Genomic DNA, 17,925 nt, shown 5'->3' on the forward strand with positions numbered 1-17,925 from the left:
CAGCGCAAAGCAAGCGGAGCGCGCAGCGTCGGCGTAGCCGGCGCGAAGAGCAAAGGTGCCCAGGCCCGAAGGGGAGAGACCCGCAGGGGCTCAATGCGTAGCACCAGCCGAAGGCGCAGCGCAGCTGCGGGGACCGGGCCGAAGGCCGCTCCAAAGTCACGCTGCTGGCGCTCCTACGACACACAACGCCACCCACTGCCGCAATGGGGCATCAGGCGAGCTCATCGAGAAACGTTGCCAACGATGGCTGCCGCTTCAGCAGCCGGTAATTAGAACTGTGAGGCAATAGTGTAAGAGTCAAAAAGCTGGCGCAATTTCAGCTATCGGCGAGCTAAGCATTCATGTTCAAATACGGCTCTCTCGCCTAATACTCCGGTCAAAGACCGCATCGATGTTGCGCCTACAGATCAGCGAAGCAAGTCATACGCCGAAGGCCACGCAAGTGGTAAACGGAATTAAAGCGGCAGTGTTCGCCGGCCAGCTCAAAGCCGGAGACCGCCTACCTTCAGTCCGCGATGCCGCTGAGCTTTGGAAGGTACCGAAGGACATCGTTGCCAGAGCCTACAAGACTTTGCTTAAAGAAAACGTCGTGCAAGATACGGATGATCGCGGACCACTGCCGCGCTACATCGTGAGCGAAACGGTACACATTCCTGCACAGGCCGAGCGTGAGCAGAAGATGGATGGACTTGTGACAGCGATGGTCGCGCAAGCCCGCAAGCTCGGTTTCAGTGTCGAGGAGATTGAGTCGGCAAGTGTGCGGGTACTCGCAAAGCTCATCGCTAGTAAGCGAAAGAAGAAAGCAGCAGTGTAGGCAATGAAAAAGGGCCGGCGTCGTGTAAGCGACGCCGGCCCTTTTTTGTGCGTGCGTGGCTGATCGCCATAACAACGCGGACACTTCAGCGATTGCCTGCGAGGACTTCAGCCTCCTCTGGCAAGACGACCAGCGTCAGAGACCGTGCCGGTTCGGAAACGACATGCACGTTAAAGCGCGCATGAGGATCAAGCGCGAACACGCCTACGATGCGCGAACCTGCGCGAAGGCCCTCTAGGCGCTGCTCCCGCTCCTCAAAGTCGACCGCCGGCCAACAACCGGTGACATGCGCGCGCACAACGTGCGCCGGATTGATGTTGTGCCGGCACAGCAGTTCTAGTGCCGGCGGGCTGATGACGACAACGCCTGGTGAAGCCGCCGGGTGCAGCAGCGGCGAGTTGCCCGATGCGAAGAAGTCGCGGGCATTGCACGGATAACGTTGCATCGCAGGGCCCCAGAAAGGGGATCGGCCCGCGCCAGGCCCGGGGGGGTTGAACTTGGCGAGGGCCGATCCGTGAACAGAGAGAGCTGAGAGTCTGGTAGCGATCGATGGTGGAGCAGATCAGCAAACAACAGGCTGAACTAATCCGGATCGCATCAACTCGGCTCTGCAGGCGCGAACACCTGAGTTTGATAGCCTTCAATCGCCGGCAGTGCCGGCATTGTGTCCTCGCTCCGCCAGAACCAGGCCGACAACTTGCTCGACTCGACTACAGACGCGAGCGCAGCTGTATAGGCCTCTTCCGCTTCACCAGGCACAAGATAGAGCGCAACAGGATCCGGGGTAGTGTCATTCAAGACGACCGATGCGAGAGGCTTCTTGTTTGAGAGGTTGAACCGCAACCCCTTGATGAAACGACGCTTGTCTGCAACCAGTGAGCGGAGCAGGTCAAGCTCTTGCAAGTTTTCGTACGGGATCCAGTTCTCTGACACCAGCATCATGGCAGCTTCCTCGACGTTTGCCACCCCCGCTTCGGAGACGCTGAAGGTGCCAACGAACATCAAGTGCGACTTCTCGTCCGCATTTGCGATCTCGATCTCATTTGCGAAGGCCTCCTCCAACTTCTTCGCGAACTTGGCGTCCAGAAAGAAGTCTGTCTGCGGCAGATGTTTGAAGGTGATCCTTCGGCCGTATGTTGCGTCCTTTATCTCTTTGACTTCAGCAACGGCAATCATCAATTTGCGCTTGCCATTTTTCACGCCTGCAATCGATCGGAAAAGCTGTTTGGTCCGTTGATTGATCTCGTCCTTCGCCTCTAGCGAAAAGGGCTCAGGGATGTAAAGCATGTCGCGAAGTTGCGCGTTCTTCGCAACTTTGTCCTCGGTGGCCAGCAGCAGATGCTTGCGCACCACACTGTAGTTTCTCTTTCCATCCATCGCTGGGGTCCAGCGATTGAAGCCGGCTTGATCCCACAGGTAGTGCAGCGCGCTGCGCAGCGTGAGCTTGGTGCCATCCGACTTGACGGTGGTCGTTTCACCATCAGACGGCACCGGTGCGTTGCGCGCGGCGCCCTTGCTCATGCTGAACGCTAACCGCAGGGTCGTCGTACTGGTTTCCGGGTCTTCGGTGATTGCAGTTCCAAGCACCTCGCCTAGTCCGGTGAGCTCGGCTGGCGGCTCATAGGAGTCGCATGAGGGCGAATGCTTTGCGCCACTGCCCGGCATGCGCTTGACCACGTACAGATCGTCGTGCTTGGCGATGTACATCGGAATAGGAGGTGTGCGGCAGCCACAGGCTGGCCGCTTACCTGCGGTGTGAGCTCGCGCCAGCATGCCGTTGGCATCACGGCTGCGGACATCGATGGCGGTACCTTCAATCATGATCATCTTAGTTCTCCAATCGATGTGCAGCGTTAGAACCTGTTGCACCCGTAGGTAGCAATTGCGTTAGCACCAGGCACAGCTGCAAAAGCTGCTTGGCCGGATGCACCTGTTGTCTCGGAAATGAGCCCTGAGGTTTCGATTGCCACGTCCCAGGTCTGGTACTGCGCCGGCCCAACGTTTGTGCCTGCATCACAGCGGCGCTCAGTACGATAAGTGAGAAGCGTCCACGTGTTGCCGTTGCACACGTAGCTCGATTGATCCTGACACTGTTGATTTACCGATCTGATGTTTGACTGCACAACAGCCAACCTGCCTGCGTCGTTGCTTGTGCAGGTCCGTGCAGGCGCAACAGTACTGCCGGCCCCTGCAGTTGTACGGAAGGCGCTGCTTGTGACGGCGCACACCGCAGGCGGCTGCGGCGGCGCGGGTGGGGGCGGCGCAGTGCAGGTGTTCTGATCATTACGCGTCGCGCCAGTCGCCGACCAAGCCCCACCGCCGGAGCGGCGCTGCTCTGCCTCCCAGTTGTGGTAGCCGCTGTATCCGGACGGACAGCCACCGGAGACGCCTACCCACTGCGTTTCCACGATTGCGGTACACGTGTTCGATGCGTTCCGGGTGGCGCCCGTATAACTCCACGGTCCACCGCCGGAGCGGCGCTGCTCAGCCTGCCACGTGTTGGTCCCGGAGTAGTACGCCTGGCAGCCTTGCGATTGGTTTACCCACTGAGTCTCAACGGTGGCTACGCACGCATTGGTGTAGTTGCGCGTGGTACCAGTAGGACGCCATGCACTGACAACCGTTTGCACTTCCTCAGCTTCCCAGGTGATCGTGCCGGTATAGAAGGCAGGGCAGGCTTGCGTCTGGGGCACCCAGCGAGATGTTGAGCCGGTGCGAATTATCGTAGGTGGCTGTGTAGCTGCAGAAGCGTTGACGCTCGCTGCGGCACCGGAAGGGTTTAACTGGCTAGTGGCGGCAGTGAGGCCAGATAAGGGCGAGCGGATTGTGAGGTTTCCGGTGCCCTGGGCTCCCCAGGAGGTGGTAGTGCTCTTGCTCCCACTCACGATGATGATCGGAGCCTGCGTGCGAACGCGTCCACCAGTGAGATCCGCATCATTGCTGATGGTGATCGCACCGTCCTGGGTTGACTGATTGACCACGGACTGGGCCTGGGCGCCTGCACTGGCAGTGGCAGTGGCCAGTGCGATCGTTAGAAGACTAAATCTCATTGCTGTTCTCCCTTGGCTTGATTCCAGTAGTACGACGCAAATGCGAGGTCAACGATGTTCGTCGGCGGATTGGGGTCTGGCTGGGCAGCTCCCACCTCGATGAGTGTGATATTGAGCGGCTTCCCTGCAACCCAGACGACAGACTTGTCCTGGTCGTAGATCTCCAAGCGCGCGTCTTTAAATCGCAGGTCATGGACCACGCGGTGTGCGATGGCGGGCGAGATGACAACCACATCTGCGAATTGCAGTTTCACTTCGGTGAAGCGATCGCCACTTGGCAGCGAAGCGAACAGGCCTCCGTCCTGGTAGCGCAAGACATTGCCGAACCGGGTATCAAACTGGAGTCCCTGCGCCGATGCATGGGTCAGAGAGCGCGAATACCAGTAGCCTGCGTTCTTGAGAGCCAAGACACGTCGTTGCGCGCCACTGATTCCTGTCGCTTGGAAAAAGCCGTTGTCAGGCAGCGCAAGGAACGTCCCCAGCACTAAGGTCGCCGACAACGCCACGGCCCCGCACCAGAAGATACGGGGATGATCGAAACGAAGATCCGCCAGGCTCATTGCCATCCTGGCGCACCGGGTTCGAGCACCAGGGTTTCAGTTCCAACTGCGATGACGATGCGTTGCTCAGCGACTGAGACAAGCCTCGGCATCACGCGGCCGCCATCTTCGCGCTGAATGCCGAGTGCATCCATTTCGCGGCCAATTGGGTAATAGCGACCATTGATGAAGGCGCCGCCGTTGGCGGTGCCATCAACCTTCAGATTCGGTCGCAAGGACTCCGCGTAGTTGGGCGCAACTTCGTCGCCCTCGGTTGAGGCAGTTTGAGATCCGAAGGCACCGTTTAGGTCAACGTCTTCTTGACTTGCAACGAGTGCGGATGCTGGCGTGCCAACCCACACCGGGTAGAGGGTAGTGGTGGCGGCGACTGCGCCGGTGCCTGTGACGGTATTGAGTTGCTGGATCGGAAGCGCAGAAAAGTTGGCGTTGACACGTTCGGTAACGCTCCAGAGCAGCGTCAATCCGCCTGCGCCTATCAGGAACTGCACCAACGAAGATTGAAGGATCTTCATGCGGCGGTCTCCCTGAGTAGCAGGCAAAAGTTCTGCAGCTCTGCAGTAGGCGCACCGTCACCGCCCTTCACCTTGATGCCGCCAATTGCCACCTCCGCCCGTTCGGAGAGGGCGCGCACGCCATCCAACAGCTGCTCATGTGTGGATGCAGTGACCGTGAGCCCCGAATCAGCATTGATCGCGTCAGAGGCAATGCAGACACGAACCAAGCCCAGTGCAGAGTTGTTGTACTGCACTGGCTCGTGGCGGGTGACGCCGAGCTTGTCCGGGTTCGAGGCCAGGCCGTAGCTCGACAGCCGCAGGCTGTTGTACACGTCAAGCAGGTCTGCATATTCAGCAGCCGCCGGATAGCGCTTGGTCCATGCGCCGTTGAACGCTGCGAGTGCCTTGTACGACTGTTTCCAGCGCTGTACGACCTCTGTGGCGCTCTCTTGCAGCCGCGCCTTGTCGCGGAGTGTGGTGAAGCCCTTGGCTCCCATGGTGCCCAGCACGGCTGCAACACCCAGGCCTAGGAGCAGTGTCCTGTTCATTGTGCAAATCCTTCGATGCTCATCGTCCGTGTGGATGCGGCCTCGTCGTCGCTGAGGCCACCAGGTATGACCCGGAGCGTGAGCCCGGTTCTGTCGCTAGCGATCTTCATCAGTGATTTCGCCTGCTCCATGGCGGTGGTTCCCTGCATGGGAACGACCAACTTCATCGAGACATCCGGTGAGGGGCCATTGTCTGGCTGAATCGCAGGGTCGACAGGCAGCCCAGTGGCAGCTGCTGCAGCCTCCGCTGCGTCGCGCCCTTTGAACACTAGCTCGGAGATACGCACTCCGGGGATAGAGGCAAGACCGGCAACGATGCGCCGGCTTCGCCGCGCCAGCTCTACCTGGGGCCTGGGCGATTCCATGAACATGCGGCGCTGCTGCATCACTTCCAGCTGGGTGTTATTTATGCCGCCAGCTCGGGTGAGCTCTGGATCTGCGGCCTCCTCGGAGTATCGCTTGGCTGCAGAGGCATACATTTGCCAACCGGTGCCGACCAAACCGACGTACGCGAGTGCACCCAGTGCAGACAACACAATGAGCGGCCGCGCTGTCTTGCGGGTTGTTGCAGTTGCCGATAGCGGTACAAAGCTCAGGCTACGAATGGGCTTATCGGCCAAGTAGCCGATATCGACCCGCCCCCAGTCAGGCAGCGGTGCAGCCGCGAACAATCGCAGGTGTGGGTAACGGCCGCGCAGCTCGTCAAGCAGGGTGTCCAAGGTCACGCGGAAATGCGGATCACCTTCGGTCGGTAGCTCACGCTCGTCCATCTCGACCAAGACCCTGTCTTGGAAGACGTACACCTCAAGATAGGTTGCATCAAGATCTTGGCCACCACCGAGCAGCACGGTGCTGCCGACGCCATTCTTGAAGCCCCATTTGAGGTAGCCATCGAGGGCGATTGCGTATCGTGTGCGCGGGCGTTGCGGCAACCGCTCATCCACAAAGACGCGAAGTGACCCTGCAGGCCTGCCAAGAAGCTGGCGAAGCGCCGGCACGGTGGCGCGTTGTGGCTGAGCGATGAAATTCGCAGGCGTTTCTTTGCGCGAGTCCATCGTCGCGAAAACGCTGTGTCCAGTCAGCAGCAGTTTGCGATGAGTCGTGTTGACAAGACTTGCCGGGCTGGTGAGAACCTGGAAGTCATGCTTGGCTGGCTTGCTGGTCCGCTCACGCGGGGCCTTGGGCGCACGCGGGGCCTTGGGCGCCTTCGGTGCCTTGCCGGCCTTATTGGTACGCGCGGTAAGGATAGGCGGCGCTCCGAGCTCCGCGCTCTCTGCGGGATCGGCGGCAGGTTCAGCATCGAGCTTGGGAGCAACCTTTTTGATTGGCTGCATTGAGTGAAGGCCCGACTTTTCGCGCCCAGGAATAAGCTTCGTTAGCTTGCCGATTAGAGTGTTCTTATCCATTAATCACCGGATGTTCGCCATGCTCTTCAGCATCGGCAGGTAAACCACAAGCATTGCTGACCCGATCAGGATGGCGGCGAACGCCATCGCGGCGATGTTGCTAATTTCCAGTGCTCGCTCCATCTCCTCCTGTCCCAAAGCAATCAGCTCAGGCGCAACGCGATTGAGCTCTTCGTCCAGATTGCCCGTGCGTTCGCCCACCGCGAACGCATTGCCTACATAGAATGGCCACGCACGTCGTGGATCATTCTCTGACTGCTTATCCGGATCGGACGCGATATCGAGCGGCACGTGCTTGACCGCAAGATCATGCTGCAGAGCGAGTACTCCGGCGCGCAACGGCTCGGGAAGCACTGCGACAGTGGTTCCCAGGCTGTCTCGTGTCGACAACCCTGCTGCAACAGCCATAGCCATGTAACGGGCCCAGAGCCCAAAGGACATGTGGCGCAGCGCTGAGCCAAAGAGCGGGGCATCTAGCAGAAGCCGGATCGCTTCAGCGCGGGTCGTCGGGGAACGCACCCAGCCTACAAAAGCGATGCTGAGGACGATCAGTCCTGCAGCAGAAACGAACCAATGATCTACCAGGAGTGTTCTGGCTTGCAGGCCCAGCCCTGCGAGCCCGTCAGGCTCGCCCACGCGCCCGCTTGCGCGGATGATGCTCTGAGCAATGATGGGTACGATCGTCAGCATGAAGGCTACGAACACAAGGATCGAGCCGACGCTGATCGCCAACGGGTATTTCATCCGGCCGGCTGACTTCAACAGGGCGCGCTGAAGCTTCACAGATTGCGTCAACTGCTCCAGCACTGCGGTCAGCACGCCAGTGGCTTCTCCCGCCTCGACAGCAGACACTGCGGCCTCCGGCCATACGCCCGCCACCACGGTGGAAAGCGGACGGCCCAAACGCATTTGGGCCGCCGCATCCGCCCAGAACTGAGCATGCTTCGGTTGCAAGCGGACTAAACGTGATGCAGCGTCGGCAAGAGGGACGCCGGCCGCAAGTTGCGATCGCAGCGCGGAAGTTGATTCCTGCAGGTCGCGTAGATTCATCTGCGTAGACATTTCGGGCTCACAGGTAGATGACTGATGCCAGGTCAACATCACCTGTTGCTAAGTAGCGATGCGCTGACCCGACCAAGGTCAGGGTGCGCTCCTTCGCAATTGCGAGGCGGGCAGCTTTCTTGTCTCCTTCCGCTTCAAGCAAAATTAGGGCGGCGTCTCGCACGGATCGTGTGAATGGCAACACCTCGCTGACAGGCACCAGGCCGGCATAGCCGTCTTCGCAATGAGGGCACTGTGTGTCCTCATGCGGCCGTGCGTAACTAAGCACGGGCGGCAGCGCGAGCTTCTCGCCCAGGATGGACATGTAGCGGGCCCACTGTGCAACTTCAGTATCAGTCGGCGCGCTTTTCCTGTGACAGACCGTGCATAGTGACGGGACCAGACGCTGGCTGATGATCAGTGCCATGGACTCCGCCAACTGAAAACGCATATCTGCGCGTACCATCTTGGCCAAGATGTCAAAGGCCAAGATTGAGTCTTTGGCATGGATTGTTGTGAGGAGCAGATGTCCAGATGCTGACACCGTCGCGCAGAATTCGGCGGTCTCCTGGTCACGAACCTCACCGATCCAGAACGTGTTGACATCGTGTCGCTTCAGACCGCGCAGGATCTCATTGAAACGCTGCTCGTCAGCAACGCGCACACCCCCCTGCTTGAGTGCGATCGGGGGGACGTTGATCTGCGTCACATCGGCAATGAAGCGCTCAATAGGCTCCTCGACGCTCACTCGCTTGCGGCTGCGGCCATAGATGCGCGCATGAAGGCCCAGTGCGCCAGCGATGGTGCTGGACTTTCCCGAATTCATTGGACCGGCCACAAGGATCTGCCCTTGCGGCATACGCACTGCGTCATCGATCGCGGCAAGCACTTCGGGTTGGAGGCCGAGAGCTTCGAGGTTGATGGTTGACTCACTATGCGAAAACAGCCGGACGCTCACGCTTGGACGCGTCTTGAGCTCGCCCAGGTGGTTCAACGGCACAAACGAGGCTCGCATGAAGGCATCGCCAACCCCCGACTTGTAATTGATGTGCCCGTCTCTGGGTGTCTTGTAAGCCGTATTCGATGGATTCGCACCAGACTTGTTCTGCAGCACTTCGATGATGGAATTCGCAAGCTGTGGCAACCACCTCGCACCTGTGCGGGGCGCGATCAGCTTGCCGTACTTCCGAATGAGAACGTGGTAACTGCCGTCAAGCTGTGGGAGGAGGGCAACGTCGGTAGCGCCCTCAGCGATTGCGTGATCGAACAGGCGTGCTAGCTCTCGCTGCCCGGGATGCTCCTTTGTCTCAGGCGACGTTGCGTGCCAAACGTTGACGCTTTCACTGGCAGCTTCGTCCTGGTGGCCACGCGCCTGAGCAATGATTGCCGAGATGTCATCGCGAGAGCCCACGGCGAATTTGGGTGACGCATCGCCAGTCTTCACCAGCAAAGGGTCATTCGCCTTAGCAGCGCGACCGGCAGTGCTGTACGACATCATTGCCTTAAACGTTGAAAACACGATGACCGGCTGCTGCGACTCAATCAGCAGCAGCGCACAGTCAAGCTCCTCGCACCGCTTGGCAACAGCTGCCTCATTGATGGTCGGGTGGGGCTCAAGGATTTCGAGTTGGTCGTAGAACGGGAAGCCGTTGCTGAGAGCATTGATCATCTCTAGGAACGGTTGGACCTTGGCCGGATACTCCTGAGCGGCAAGATCAAGCAGATCCTTGCTGTTAGGATGCTTACGGCGTAGCACTTCAATCTGCTGGGGCTCTAGCAACTTCAGTTCAGACAGCCCTAGCTCCGGCTTGCCGGAAGTGGTGTGAGCGATGTTGGCCAGGCGAATGATGTCATCGCTGGGCCGGGTCCAACCCCAGCCAGCAGCCATAGTTTGGGCGGGTTCCATTGTTATTCCTGAACTTGAAGAGGCGAGGCAACGAGGACGTTGTTGCCGGTGGCTGTTTGGATTGGGGCTTCACTAACTAGAACGATGTATCGGCTTGACTGGTACTGATAGCCGACAGGACCGCCCCAAACGTCATAGAGGGCGGTGCAGTCCAGCGGCATCCCAGCCCACACATAGACTCCCGTGCATGTAGTTGCCGATCCCGTGTATCCCACCAGTGAAGCCAGGGTTCGCTGCTGGCCTGAGGCCAGCGTTACGCCGTCATTGCCTTTTGCGGGGAACTCCTGTCTTGCGGTCCACTGGTCAGCTAGAAGCTGAAGCGTCCGTTGTTGCTTGATGCGCTGCTGGGTGATTTCGTTCGCATATGTTCCGCGCGACTCGTTTCGATACCAGGTGCCATCTTTCGAGCCACACCAGCTACTCGCGGAAGCCGCACTACCGGTGCCGCACTCATTTTCGTTTGGGTAGTTGGTGCCACCGTCTTTACGCCGCACTGACCAAGCTGCAGCCCTCTGATAGCGCCATGTCCCGTCGTTGAGTGTCCCGCTGGCGACGTAGCCTTGCCATTGATTTCTGGATCCGCGTACGTGCTCGAAGCCAGGGGTCGCCGCAAGAGCATCGAGCGAGGGCGGGGCTTGCCCGCGCTCGGTGATGTAGCGATCCAGACCTTCGGCAACGCGCGCCTGGTCGGTGCGCATGCGCTGCTGTCGCATGCTGTCGGTTCTGGCGTCCTTCTTCATCACAACGTTTACAAGTGCACCGCAGAGCGCAAGGAACAAGGCAACGATGAAGAACGGATACATTGATCAGTTCACACGCACGGTGGCTGTACGGGTTCCACTGCTCGCAGCGGTGTACCGCACGACATCAGACGTGGTGTCGCTGCTTGCAAGCGCAGTGATACTGCCATCGAAGCGTTGTGCGAGACTCAGCACCACTTCGTCGGGCACGTTTTGAAACGTGACAATGATCTTGTCGTTACCGCCGCCGGACAAGGTGACAGGGTAGCTCTCCACCTGCCACGTATTACCTACCCTGGCCGCACCGTCGCGCATCGAGCGCACCGACGACTGGGTGTAGCAGGTCTGATAAGCGGTGGCCACGTTCTCGCTTCCACCGAAAACGACATCGGCCATTGTCCTTCCGCTGGCGGGAATTGGGCTGTTCAGGATTGCAGTGCTGGTCCCACAGGTCAGACTCATTAGGTTGACGTTCTGGGCGGTGGCTTGCGCTGTGCGCTGTAGCATTTTGGCGCGAGCTGCCACGGTGTTTCCGACGATGTTCATGACCACAATTGTCATGATGATGCCGAGGATGATCACGACGATCAGGAGCTCGACCAGGGTGAAGCCTTGCGTACGGCGCTGCAGGTTGAAGTTCTTCATTGCGATGTTTCCTTGGTCCTTAGAGGGTAAGAATCACGTTGTTGGCAAGCACGGTTGGATCTGGAGCTGCGCCAGTGGAGACGCTGGCGCGTATGCGTAGTGCAGCTGCATGGGGTGGGGCGTTCTCAGCTTTGGAAGTGGTGGGGTCATAGTCACGGCAGTACTCAACACGGCCACCCCAGCTTGTAAGGCCGAATTCGTTGGGCGACAGGCCGACCAGCGTCAGCACGTTTGATTGATCGAGCGGATACCAACCATCGCGGCATCCCATGTTGGAACTCGGTGCGCGTCCACCCAGCCCAGAGCCTGGAAACCAATTCGTCGTGTCGGTCGCAGATGCGGTCAGCTGCCGGCCTCGGTAATAGGAGAGCAGGGCATCTCGCACGCGATCCAGTCGGCGTGTTGACGTGGTAAGCATCGAAGTCTGCACCGGCAGGGTTGAAACGAAGCGAGGAGCAATATCGGGCGGAGTTGCCGTCCAGAAGTGGAAATTGCCAGGCTCCAAGAAGGCTGAGTTGCCCGGTAAGCCTGAGCCACAATGACCTAAGGCGAGGGGGCAAGCTGTCAGATAGACGACGCCGTAGTCGTAGGTCAGGGTGACTAGCGGGCCCGAGCGAAAGTACATAGGCGTGCTTTGAGTGAGCCCCGTGATGCGTTGAAAGACGCGAACATTGCGGGCAGTTGTGCCATCGTCATTGACTGCGTTCGGAGCGATGCCTGTCTCAGCCAGCGCTTGACGCAAAGCCAAAGCTGTTGCAGTGGTTGCGTTCAAGTTGTAGACGGTTTCGCTGTATCCACCGCCTGAGTAAGGTGCCGATAGCCTGCCAACACCCTCATTGCGCGCGACGGCAAGTAAGGCATCAGCGATGCGTTGATTATCCGTCGCCGCTTGCTCAGCGTAGCTGTTTGCATTTGCGGTGATGAAGCTGCTCATCACGGGCGCCAGCAGCATCAGCATCACGCCAAGAACAACAACTGCGATCAGTAGTTCGATCAGGGTGAAGCCTGCAACCCTACGAATGGTTCGCATGTCAGCGCGCCTTGATCTTGACGCGAAGGGCGAAGTAGTAAGTGCCGTACTCCTTGGAAACGTTCTTGGTGCCTAGAAGACCGCTGATCGCACCTCGCTTGCCAGGCAGTCCATTCTCATTGAGCGAGCGCGACTCCTCCGTTTGGCCGCCAATAACGACCAGGTCGCCGTCGCGCAGAAGTGCTTCGCCGCTGTAGGCAAGCTTCGAGTCAAGCGGGATGGTGGTACTGACTGTTTGAAACGAATCGCCGGAGCTAATCGTCTGGTTGATGACCTGGCTTCCGTTGGGAAGAACGTGATTCAGTGCAATCTGCGCCCGGATCAAGCCCGTGTTGAAGTCATAACGGGGATTGATGGTGAGCTGAGTGCCGAAAGACTTAGATTGCAGGGTGTTCCTTGTGGCGCTTACAGCGCCGCTGACACCGCCCGTAGCTGTCTCTTGCGAAACAAGGTTGAAGTAGACAGGGCTTTTTTTGCTGAACTCACCAGGGACACCAGAAGTCGTGGTGACGATTGGTCGCTGGATGACGCTGACGCGACCGACCTCGGAAAGCCAGGCATTGAATAGCTGCAGGGAATCGGTAGGCGACGTGATCCCGATCAGTGCACCGCCCACTGTCTGCGCCGTCGCGCTCACGTTTGCCAGATTGTTCGCACCGCCCGGAAAGGAGAGGGTGACACCGCCAAGCGCATTGTTCTGGATCACTGCGCCGTACTTGCCCTTGGCAAAACTGGCAAAGGCAGACACGTCGAGGCCCTCACTGTCGTTGCGCGTGCGACTGACCATGATCAGTTCGCCTTGGAACGTGATCTCAGCGTTGTACATCGCTTGGACCTGGACCATGTACTTGTCCACGTCGGTCAGGATCCAGTTCGGGGCCGAAACAGTCACCGAGCCTGTCTCAGGGTTGAGGGAGTACGTGCCGATCCAGGTGCGTTCTGAGCCAGAAGAGTTTGATGTTCCAGTTGGTGCAGCAGGAGCAGCACCAGGCGCACCTGCAGCTGCAGTCGGCCCCCAGGCGCCGCGCGAGGACTGCGACGGGAAGCGGACCTGTAAGCGACTATCAAGCTCCGTCTTCAGCGATTCCCAGAAGTTGTCCTTGGAATTGATACGCGCGCCAAGTTGGCCTTCTTCGCTGTTCTGGCCACCACCGTTGCGGCTGATGCTGTTCATACCGCCCCCAGCCCCGCCAGAAGCGGAACCGGTGACGTCGGTGTCACTTTCGCTCAGGGCCACCGCGTTTGAACCACCACTGCTGTAGGTCGTGTTGCGATTGCCCAAGTTGAGCGTCCAGGTGCGGCTACGGACTGGGCGAATAGTGACCAGCTTGCGCTCGTCATCGATCTCGTAATCCAGACCCACGCCGCCAAGGACCATCCGCAACGCCGTTTCCAGATCGGCGGTGTTGATCCGCCCCGACCAGGTGTAGCCGTCAAGAGGTAGATCGCTGACGATGTTGACGCCGCGATCAGAAAACACACGCATGACAGTGGTAAGGGGCACTGGGGTATCGAGATCCACAGCCAGCGGATGCCCTGTGAGCCAAGAGCTCCGTGCATCCGCCGCCTTCACCCGGCGAACCGGGATGTACAGTCGTTCGCTGGATTGGATTTCAGCCCGCTTTGCTGTCACTGGCGGTGCGCTTATGGCTACAGCAACGTCACTCTCCTGTTTGTCGACTTCATTGCGGACAGCCTGGGAGAGGCAACCACTTAGGAGAACTGCCGTGGCGGCAACGATTGGGAGATGGGCCTTTGCGCGCATTAGTTGATGTCCTGCTGACGGCTTGAGCTCGTCACGTTGAGCAATTTCGGAGAGTTGGCGCGGTTGAAGGTGGCGGTCAGCCCGAAGTCGTGCGGCAGGCCGGCAAAGAATTTGGTGACCGCGCTTTCAAAGTCGTCGGCCTGAAATGTCACTTCAATGTCCGAAACCAGATCGGTGTCATCCGTGCGCGGCCAATAGACGCGCCATCCCTCCTGCCTAGCCCAATCATCCAGAACTTGTGCCAGTGGCTTGTTGGGCGGGATGGTCCATCGGCGAATCACTTTCGGGGGGGTGGGTGGTGCTGGCGGTTGGTAGCTGCGCCCGCGTACCACTGTGAATCCGTCAGTGCTATCCGGTGCTGGTGTCACGACAGCAGGCGTCTTCGCCTGCACGGGCATCAGATTCGTCGCCTTGGCGGTGTTGTTGGCTGCCCACAAGGGCATCACGGCGAGGCTCATTGCCGTTGCGAGCGTCGTCAGGGCTATGAAGTTAGTTCGCATAGGTCGTTGTTGCCTCGTTACGTTTTTTGGTGGCTGCAGCACCAGGCTGCGACTGAAAGGAGCGGATGAGATCTTCCGGCGCTGTGCCGGCAAACTCCGCAAGAAACTGCCGAAGGATCAGGAGTGCTGTATGTGCGCGGGCCGGGCAGGGAGTTAGCTCATCAGCGAGGCCAAGGGCGAATTCCATGTCACGACGGCGAGCGGGGTTTGCCAGCGCTTGCGAAAGCGCCTGCGGATATCGGGGCAGGGCGCGTGTGGCCTTTGACATCAATCGTTCCTTGGACTAGTCGGTAAGCCCGGCGGCCGCAAGCAACGAAAGTGCTTGGCTGCTGTAGAGCTCGTGTGTGGTGGTGGGATCGTTTTCCAGCCAACCGCTTTGATTCAGAGCGACCCCGACTTGATCTAGCCAAGTAAGGACAGCGATGGCTTCGAGCTCGGGGGAGACTTCGGCTAACGCAGCTGCTTCGCGTATCGCCAGGAGGCCAGCTTTCAGCATTTGGTATAACTTCTCGGATAATTAAAAATCCCGGTTACATGTCGGGAATTCCCTTGGGTTTTATTGAGCAATGCGATAGCTGCATTACGCGAGCTTCAAAGCGATTGCTCAATTTGTGCAGCCCGTTGGCAACCAATGCACCGCCGGCAGTGCATAGAAGAGTGATAGTCAGCGTTTCAGCCGAATACCATGCCGGCGGCATGCTCAGTCGGAGTGGATTTAGCGCCGGCAATTCACCAATGAACACGATTGATACCGCCGCACTGAAAGATAAGACGGCAATCAAAGCCGCGACGATGTAGCAAATGACGGTATATTCAAATGCCATCACTGTTAAAAAAACTTTCAAAGCGCTTCCCCTGGTGTACATCCTAGTTCCCCGATAAGAAAAAGTGTTTAAAGTCAGGTCTCAACCACATCCCATCCAATCGGTTTTGATTCATCTTCCCGTGATAGCTCAGCTTCTAATGCGGCACCCAACTCGGTGCTGGTCGCTGTCATCTTCCCGTCTTCGTCAAAAGTGTGCGTAACCTTGTCGTCATAGATAAACGAAAGCATCCCGGCATCATCGTCAAACCACCCGTTACCGGCCAGACCAATTTCCTGTTCAAGCAGCAAACAAACATAGGTCGCTGCTAAGGAAGAATCATGGGCGTAATCCGAGATGACCTGTTCAATTTTTTCGCATAGCGTTTTCTCAGTGGAAGCGCGTGCTTCGGGCACTTGGCCGTTGAATTTGATTCGATGGTGGCAATTTTCTAAAAGCGCGCTCTCGGCGCCTGGCGTGGCATGAGACAGCTGCTCCTGGGCGGCAGACATTGTTTGGTTCGGCGTGTTCATAAAGGCATCCAGTTTATGTTAGTTATGATGACTAGTTAGTATTGCTGACATAAGATTGATTATGCGAACTGGTTACAAATGAAACGACTGAGATTATTTCTTGTATATCAAACGCGTCAAAAACAGCCATGTGAAAAGAAACGTCGCAGCTCCAATAACACACATCGTTCCTATCTCCGCTGGGCCATTGAGAGCCAGATATAGACCTACAAAATGGGTTGCGAGTACTGCTGTAGCGCCACCGACAAGCCCAGAAACAACGGCGCGGGAAACGAGAAATTTCACGGGGCTACCTTGTGAATTGGCGAAGACTCTGCTAACGGCAGTTGCTGTGGTTTCAGCACGTTGCTTGCATCTCGAATCTGCAAGATCTTTTCGTCCGGAAAGGCCTGTGCTTCTAGGCCTACGCCCCACTCTGCGCGAGTGGCGAACAGCGACTTCACCGCATCTAGGAACGAGCCATTAGCCCGAACGCCAGGTGCGCGCGGATCAGCTTTCGTATCCCACGCTAGGCGCCAATCTTTGGGCAACCAAGTCAGAAGTGTTGCTCGCACCGGAGCTCCATCGAGTGCAACCCATGTGGGAGCTGGTGGCTTTTTTGAGACATTGGTCACAGATGCATGTTCAAGTTCAGTCGGTTCGGGCCGATTACAAACCGGCTGCACCTGGTTGCCGGCAGTGACGAAGATCACGGCATCAGCAGGGCAAGCAACGCTGCCACCAACAAGCCCAAGGCTTGACCGGTCGATCGTCACTGCAACTTGTGCCGACGCAGGCAGCGCTAGCAATGCCGCCGCATGGATCAGCAACAAGGAAGTGATGTGAAGTGCGTTGCCGCGCATGCGGGGAGAACCCAATCAAGTGAAGCGCAGGTTAACCCAGTTGCGGTAGTGTCGCAAGTATGCGACAGTGCGCCGCAAGACGACCTTTTCGTGTTTACCCGCTTCCGTGAAAACGACACCCTGCGCTATGCTCCTACTCGCACTCTGCTGCCCTGCCCTGGCTCAGCAGAAACGCGATGTGTTGCCGGAGGCGGTAGTGAAAGCTGCTGTTGCGAGAGCTAATGCGCGAGCACAAGCGGGGGACGATCCACGGATGATCGACGCTGAGTTGATGAGGACACTGGACGGGGCACGCTTGTCCCCAGTGGTCGAGAACGCGATAGCGCCCGATTGGGATGTCTACGGGAGCCTTGACCGTAAAGACGTGTACTACGCCCCTGCCCCAGAACAGCCTGCGGTCGTGCCCGCTGACGGGCAGGAACCGCAATTTGAGGGGTCTGAAGGGCCCGAATCTGGCTCATATGCCATACAGAACAACAACTTAGATGAACCCACCTCTGGACAAAGCTATCCTGTGCGGTCCAACACAGGAGGAGCCGTCAGTGGCCAGGGCCAACGAAGTGACCGTCGAGCAAGTTCACGTATTCGGATCGAAGTACCGCCCCAAGGGGGTGATCTATGAATCGGAACTGCTGGCGTTGCAGCAAAAGAAGTCAATACAGCAATGCACGGTCACTAAGACCCCCGCTGGGTATTGGGTAGCTGTCTTACCAACGGAGAGGGTCAAGTTCGTCACGCGGCAGCATAAGAAGACTGAAAAGGTCGTTCCTATCAAGCCGGCCGCTGACCAAGGGTTCCTGGTACTGCACATCACGCGCGGTGGTCAGGTGAGGTACTTCAAATCATTCGACACTTTCGTCAATGGTTTGGAGAAGTACGGCGATCTGCCTTTTATCCATGTGAGGAATGGGCCGGTCGTCTAGTTTTTTTCCACTAGAGGATCGTATGAAAATTAGCGCAACGGCTGTCGATAAGTTGGTGCACTGGGGGATGATGGCGTTGTTGTTGGGGGTGGTTCTTTTGCCTGAGCTGGCCATGGCGGACGGCAATGCAGTGCAGGCAAAGATCAAAGACGCAAACGACTCCTGGGCAATCCCGATCGGCCTTGGCATCCTCGGTGTTGGCGCTGTCGTGTCCATCATCGGGTGGGCGATGGATCTGGTCGACTGGAAGACCGCGGCGAAGTTCTTCCTTGCCGCAATGCTGATCGGTGTCATCACTAGCGCAGTCATGTCCTACGCCTAAGGA

At 58.2% G+C, this 17,925-nt stretch carries 20 protein-coding genes; 3 read left to right on the forward strand and 17 right to left on the reverse strand.

What is annotated here, in order from left to right; all coding sequences use genetic code 11:
* The first annotated feature begins 391 nt into the window (after positions 1-391).
* On the forward strand, positions 392-814 hold the full coding sequence (locus tag LN450_RS04470; RefSeq protein ID WP_209271238.1) for a GntR family transcriptional regulator: 423 nt from the start codon (positions 392-394) through the stop codon (positions 812-814).
* Between the two features lie 85 nt (positions 815-899).
* Here LN450_RS04470 and LN450_RS04475 read toward each other — a convergent pair whose 3' ends face one another.
* The 17 genes from LN450_RS04475 to LN450_RS04555 all read right to left on the reverse strand — a co-directional run bounded on the left by LN450_RS04475 (position 900) and on the right by LN450_RS04555 (position 16,677).
* Positions 900-1,259, reverse strand: coding sequence for a hypothetical protein (locus LN450_RS04475; RefSeq protein WP_228892622.1), 360 nt, complete (start codon positions 1,257-1,259; stop codon positions 900-902).
* Positions 1,260-1,411: 152 nt separating this feature from the next.
* Entirely contained in the window at positions 1,412-2,641 is a 1,230-nt protein-coding gene (locus LN450_RS04480; protein WP_209271236.1) for a DUF1173 domain-containing protein, read from the reverse strand.
* 1,219 nt (positions 2,642-3,860) lie between these two features.
* Positions 3,861-4,424, reverse strand: a complete 564-nt coding sequence (locus tag LN450_RS04485) for a hypothetical protein (protein ID WP_228892623.1) — start codon at positions 4,422-4,424, stop codon at positions 3,861-3,863.
* The gene (locus LN450_RS04490) at positions 4,421-4,936 is read right to left on the reverse strand and encodes a hypothetical protein (RefSeq protein ID WP_228892625.1); all 516 of its coding nucleotides are present in this window, start codon (positions 4,934-4,936) and stop codon (positions 4,421-4,423) included. The genes LN450_RS04485 and LN450_RS04490 overlap by 4 nt, the downstream gene beginning before the upstream one ends.
* Positions 4,933-5,466, reverse strand: a complete 534-nt coding sequence (locus LN450_RS04495; RefSeq protein WP_209271233.1) for a cyclase family protein — start codon at positions 5,464-5,466, stop codon at positions 4,933-4,935. The genes LN450_RS04490 and LN450_RS04495 overlap by 4 nt, the downstream gene beginning before the upstream one ends.
* On the reverse strand, positions 5,463-6,872 hold the full coding sequence (locus LN450_RS04500; RefSeq protein ID WP_228892630.1) for a hypothetical protein: 1,410 nt from the start codon (positions 6,870-6,872) through the stop codon (positions 5,463-5,465). Before LN450_RS04500 ends, LN450_RS04495 begins: the two co-directional genes overlap by 4 nt.
* A 3-nt stretch (positions 6,873-6,875) precedes the next feature.
* Complete coding sequence (locus tag LN450_RS04505) at positions 6,876-7,973, reverse strand: type II secretion system F family protein (protein ID WP_228892632.1); 1,098 nt, start codon at positions 7,971-7,973, stop codon at positions 6,876-6,878.
* Positions 7,942-9,819, reverse strand: a complete 1,878-nt coding sequence (locus LN450_RS04510; protein WP_228892634.1) for a GspE/PulE family protein — start codon at positions 9,817-9,819, stop codon at positions 7,942-7,944. The genes LN450_RS04505 and LN450_RS04510 overlap by 32 nt, the downstream gene beginning before the upstream one ends.
* Positions 9,820-9,821: 2 nt before the next feature.
* Positions 9,822-10,622, reverse strand: coding sequence for a hypothetical protein (locus LN450_RS04515; RefSeq protein WP_209271229.1), 801 nt, complete (start codon positions 10,620-10,622; stop codon positions 9,822-9,824).
* 3 nt (positions 10,623-10,625) lie between these two features.
* Positions 10,626-11,204 (reverse strand): prepilin-type N-terminal cleavage/methylation domain-containing protein, encoded by a 579-nt coding sequence (locus LN450_RS04520; protein WP_209271228.1) that lies wholly within the window; start codon positions 11,202-11,204, stop codon positions 10,626-10,628.
* Positions 11,205-11,223: 19 nt separating this feature from the next.
* Positions 11,224-12,234, reverse strand: coding sequence for a type II secretion system protein (locus tag LN450_RS04525; RefSeq protein ID WP_228892635.1), 1,011 nt, complete (start codon positions 12,232-12,234; stop codon positions 11,224-11,226).
* A gap of 1 nt (position 12,235) precedes the next feature.
* On the reverse strand, positions 12,236-13,720 hold the full coding sequence (locus tag LN450_RS04530) for a hypothetical protein (protein WP_209271226.1): 1,485 nt from the start codon (positions 13,718-13,720) through the stop codon (positions 12,236-12,238).
* 278 nt (positions 13,721-13,998) lie between these two features.
* Entirely contained in the window at positions 13,999-14,457 is a 459-nt protein-coding gene (locus tag LN450_RS04535) for a TcpQ domain-containing protein (protein WP_209271225.1), read from the reverse strand.
* A gap of 31 nt (positions 14,458-14,488) precedes the next feature.
* Complete coding sequence (locus tag LN450_RS04540; RefSeq protein WP_209271224.1) at positions 14,489-14,767, reverse strand: hypothetical protein; 279 nt, start codon at positions 14,765-14,767, stop codon at positions 14,489-14,491.
* Between the two features lie 262 nt (positions 14,768-15,029).
* Positions 15,030-15,344, reverse strand: coding sequence for a hypothetical protein (locus LN450_RS04545; RefSeq protein WP_228892638.1), 315 nt, complete (start codon positions 15,342-15,344; stop codon positions 15,030-15,032).
* Positions 15,345-15,397: 53 nt separating this feature from the next.
* Positions 15,398-15,835 carry a hypothetical protein gene (locus tag LN450_RS04550; RefSeq protein WP_209271222.1) on the reverse strand — a complete coding sequence of 146 codons (438 nt, stop codon included), beginning with the start codon at positions 15,833-15,835 and terminating at the stop codon, positions 15,398-15,400.
* Positions 15,836-16,116: 281 nt separating this feature from the next.
* Positions 16,117-16,677: a hypothetical protein gene (locus LN450_RS04555; protein ID WP_228892639.1), complete on the reverse strand. Its 561-nt coding sequence runs from the start codon at positions 16,675-16,677 to the stop codon at positions 16,117-16,119.
* Between the two features lie 485 nt (positions 16,678-17,162).
* Between LN450_RS04555 and LN450_RS04560 the strand changes: the two genes are divergently transcribed.
* Positions 17,163-17,600, forward strand: coding sequence for a hypothetical protein (locus LN450_RS04560; protein WP_228892641.1), 438 nt, complete (start codon positions 17,163-17,165; stop codon positions 17,598-17,600).
* A gap of 22 nt (positions 17,601-17,622) precedes the next feature.
* Entirely contained in the window at positions 17,623-17,922 is a 300-nt protein-coding gene (locus tag LN450_RS04565; RefSeq protein ID WP_209271219.1) for a hypothetical protein, read from the forward strand.
* The last annotated feature ends 3 nt before the right edge of the window (positions 17,923-17,925 follow it).

It is taken from the genome of Xanthomonas euvesicatoria pv. euvesicatoria (genome assembly GCF_020880415.1).
Taxonomy (GTDB): domain Bacteria; phylum Pseudomonadota; class Gammaproteobacteria; order Xanthomonadales; family Xanthomonadaceae; genus Xanthomonas; species Xanthomonas euvesicatoria.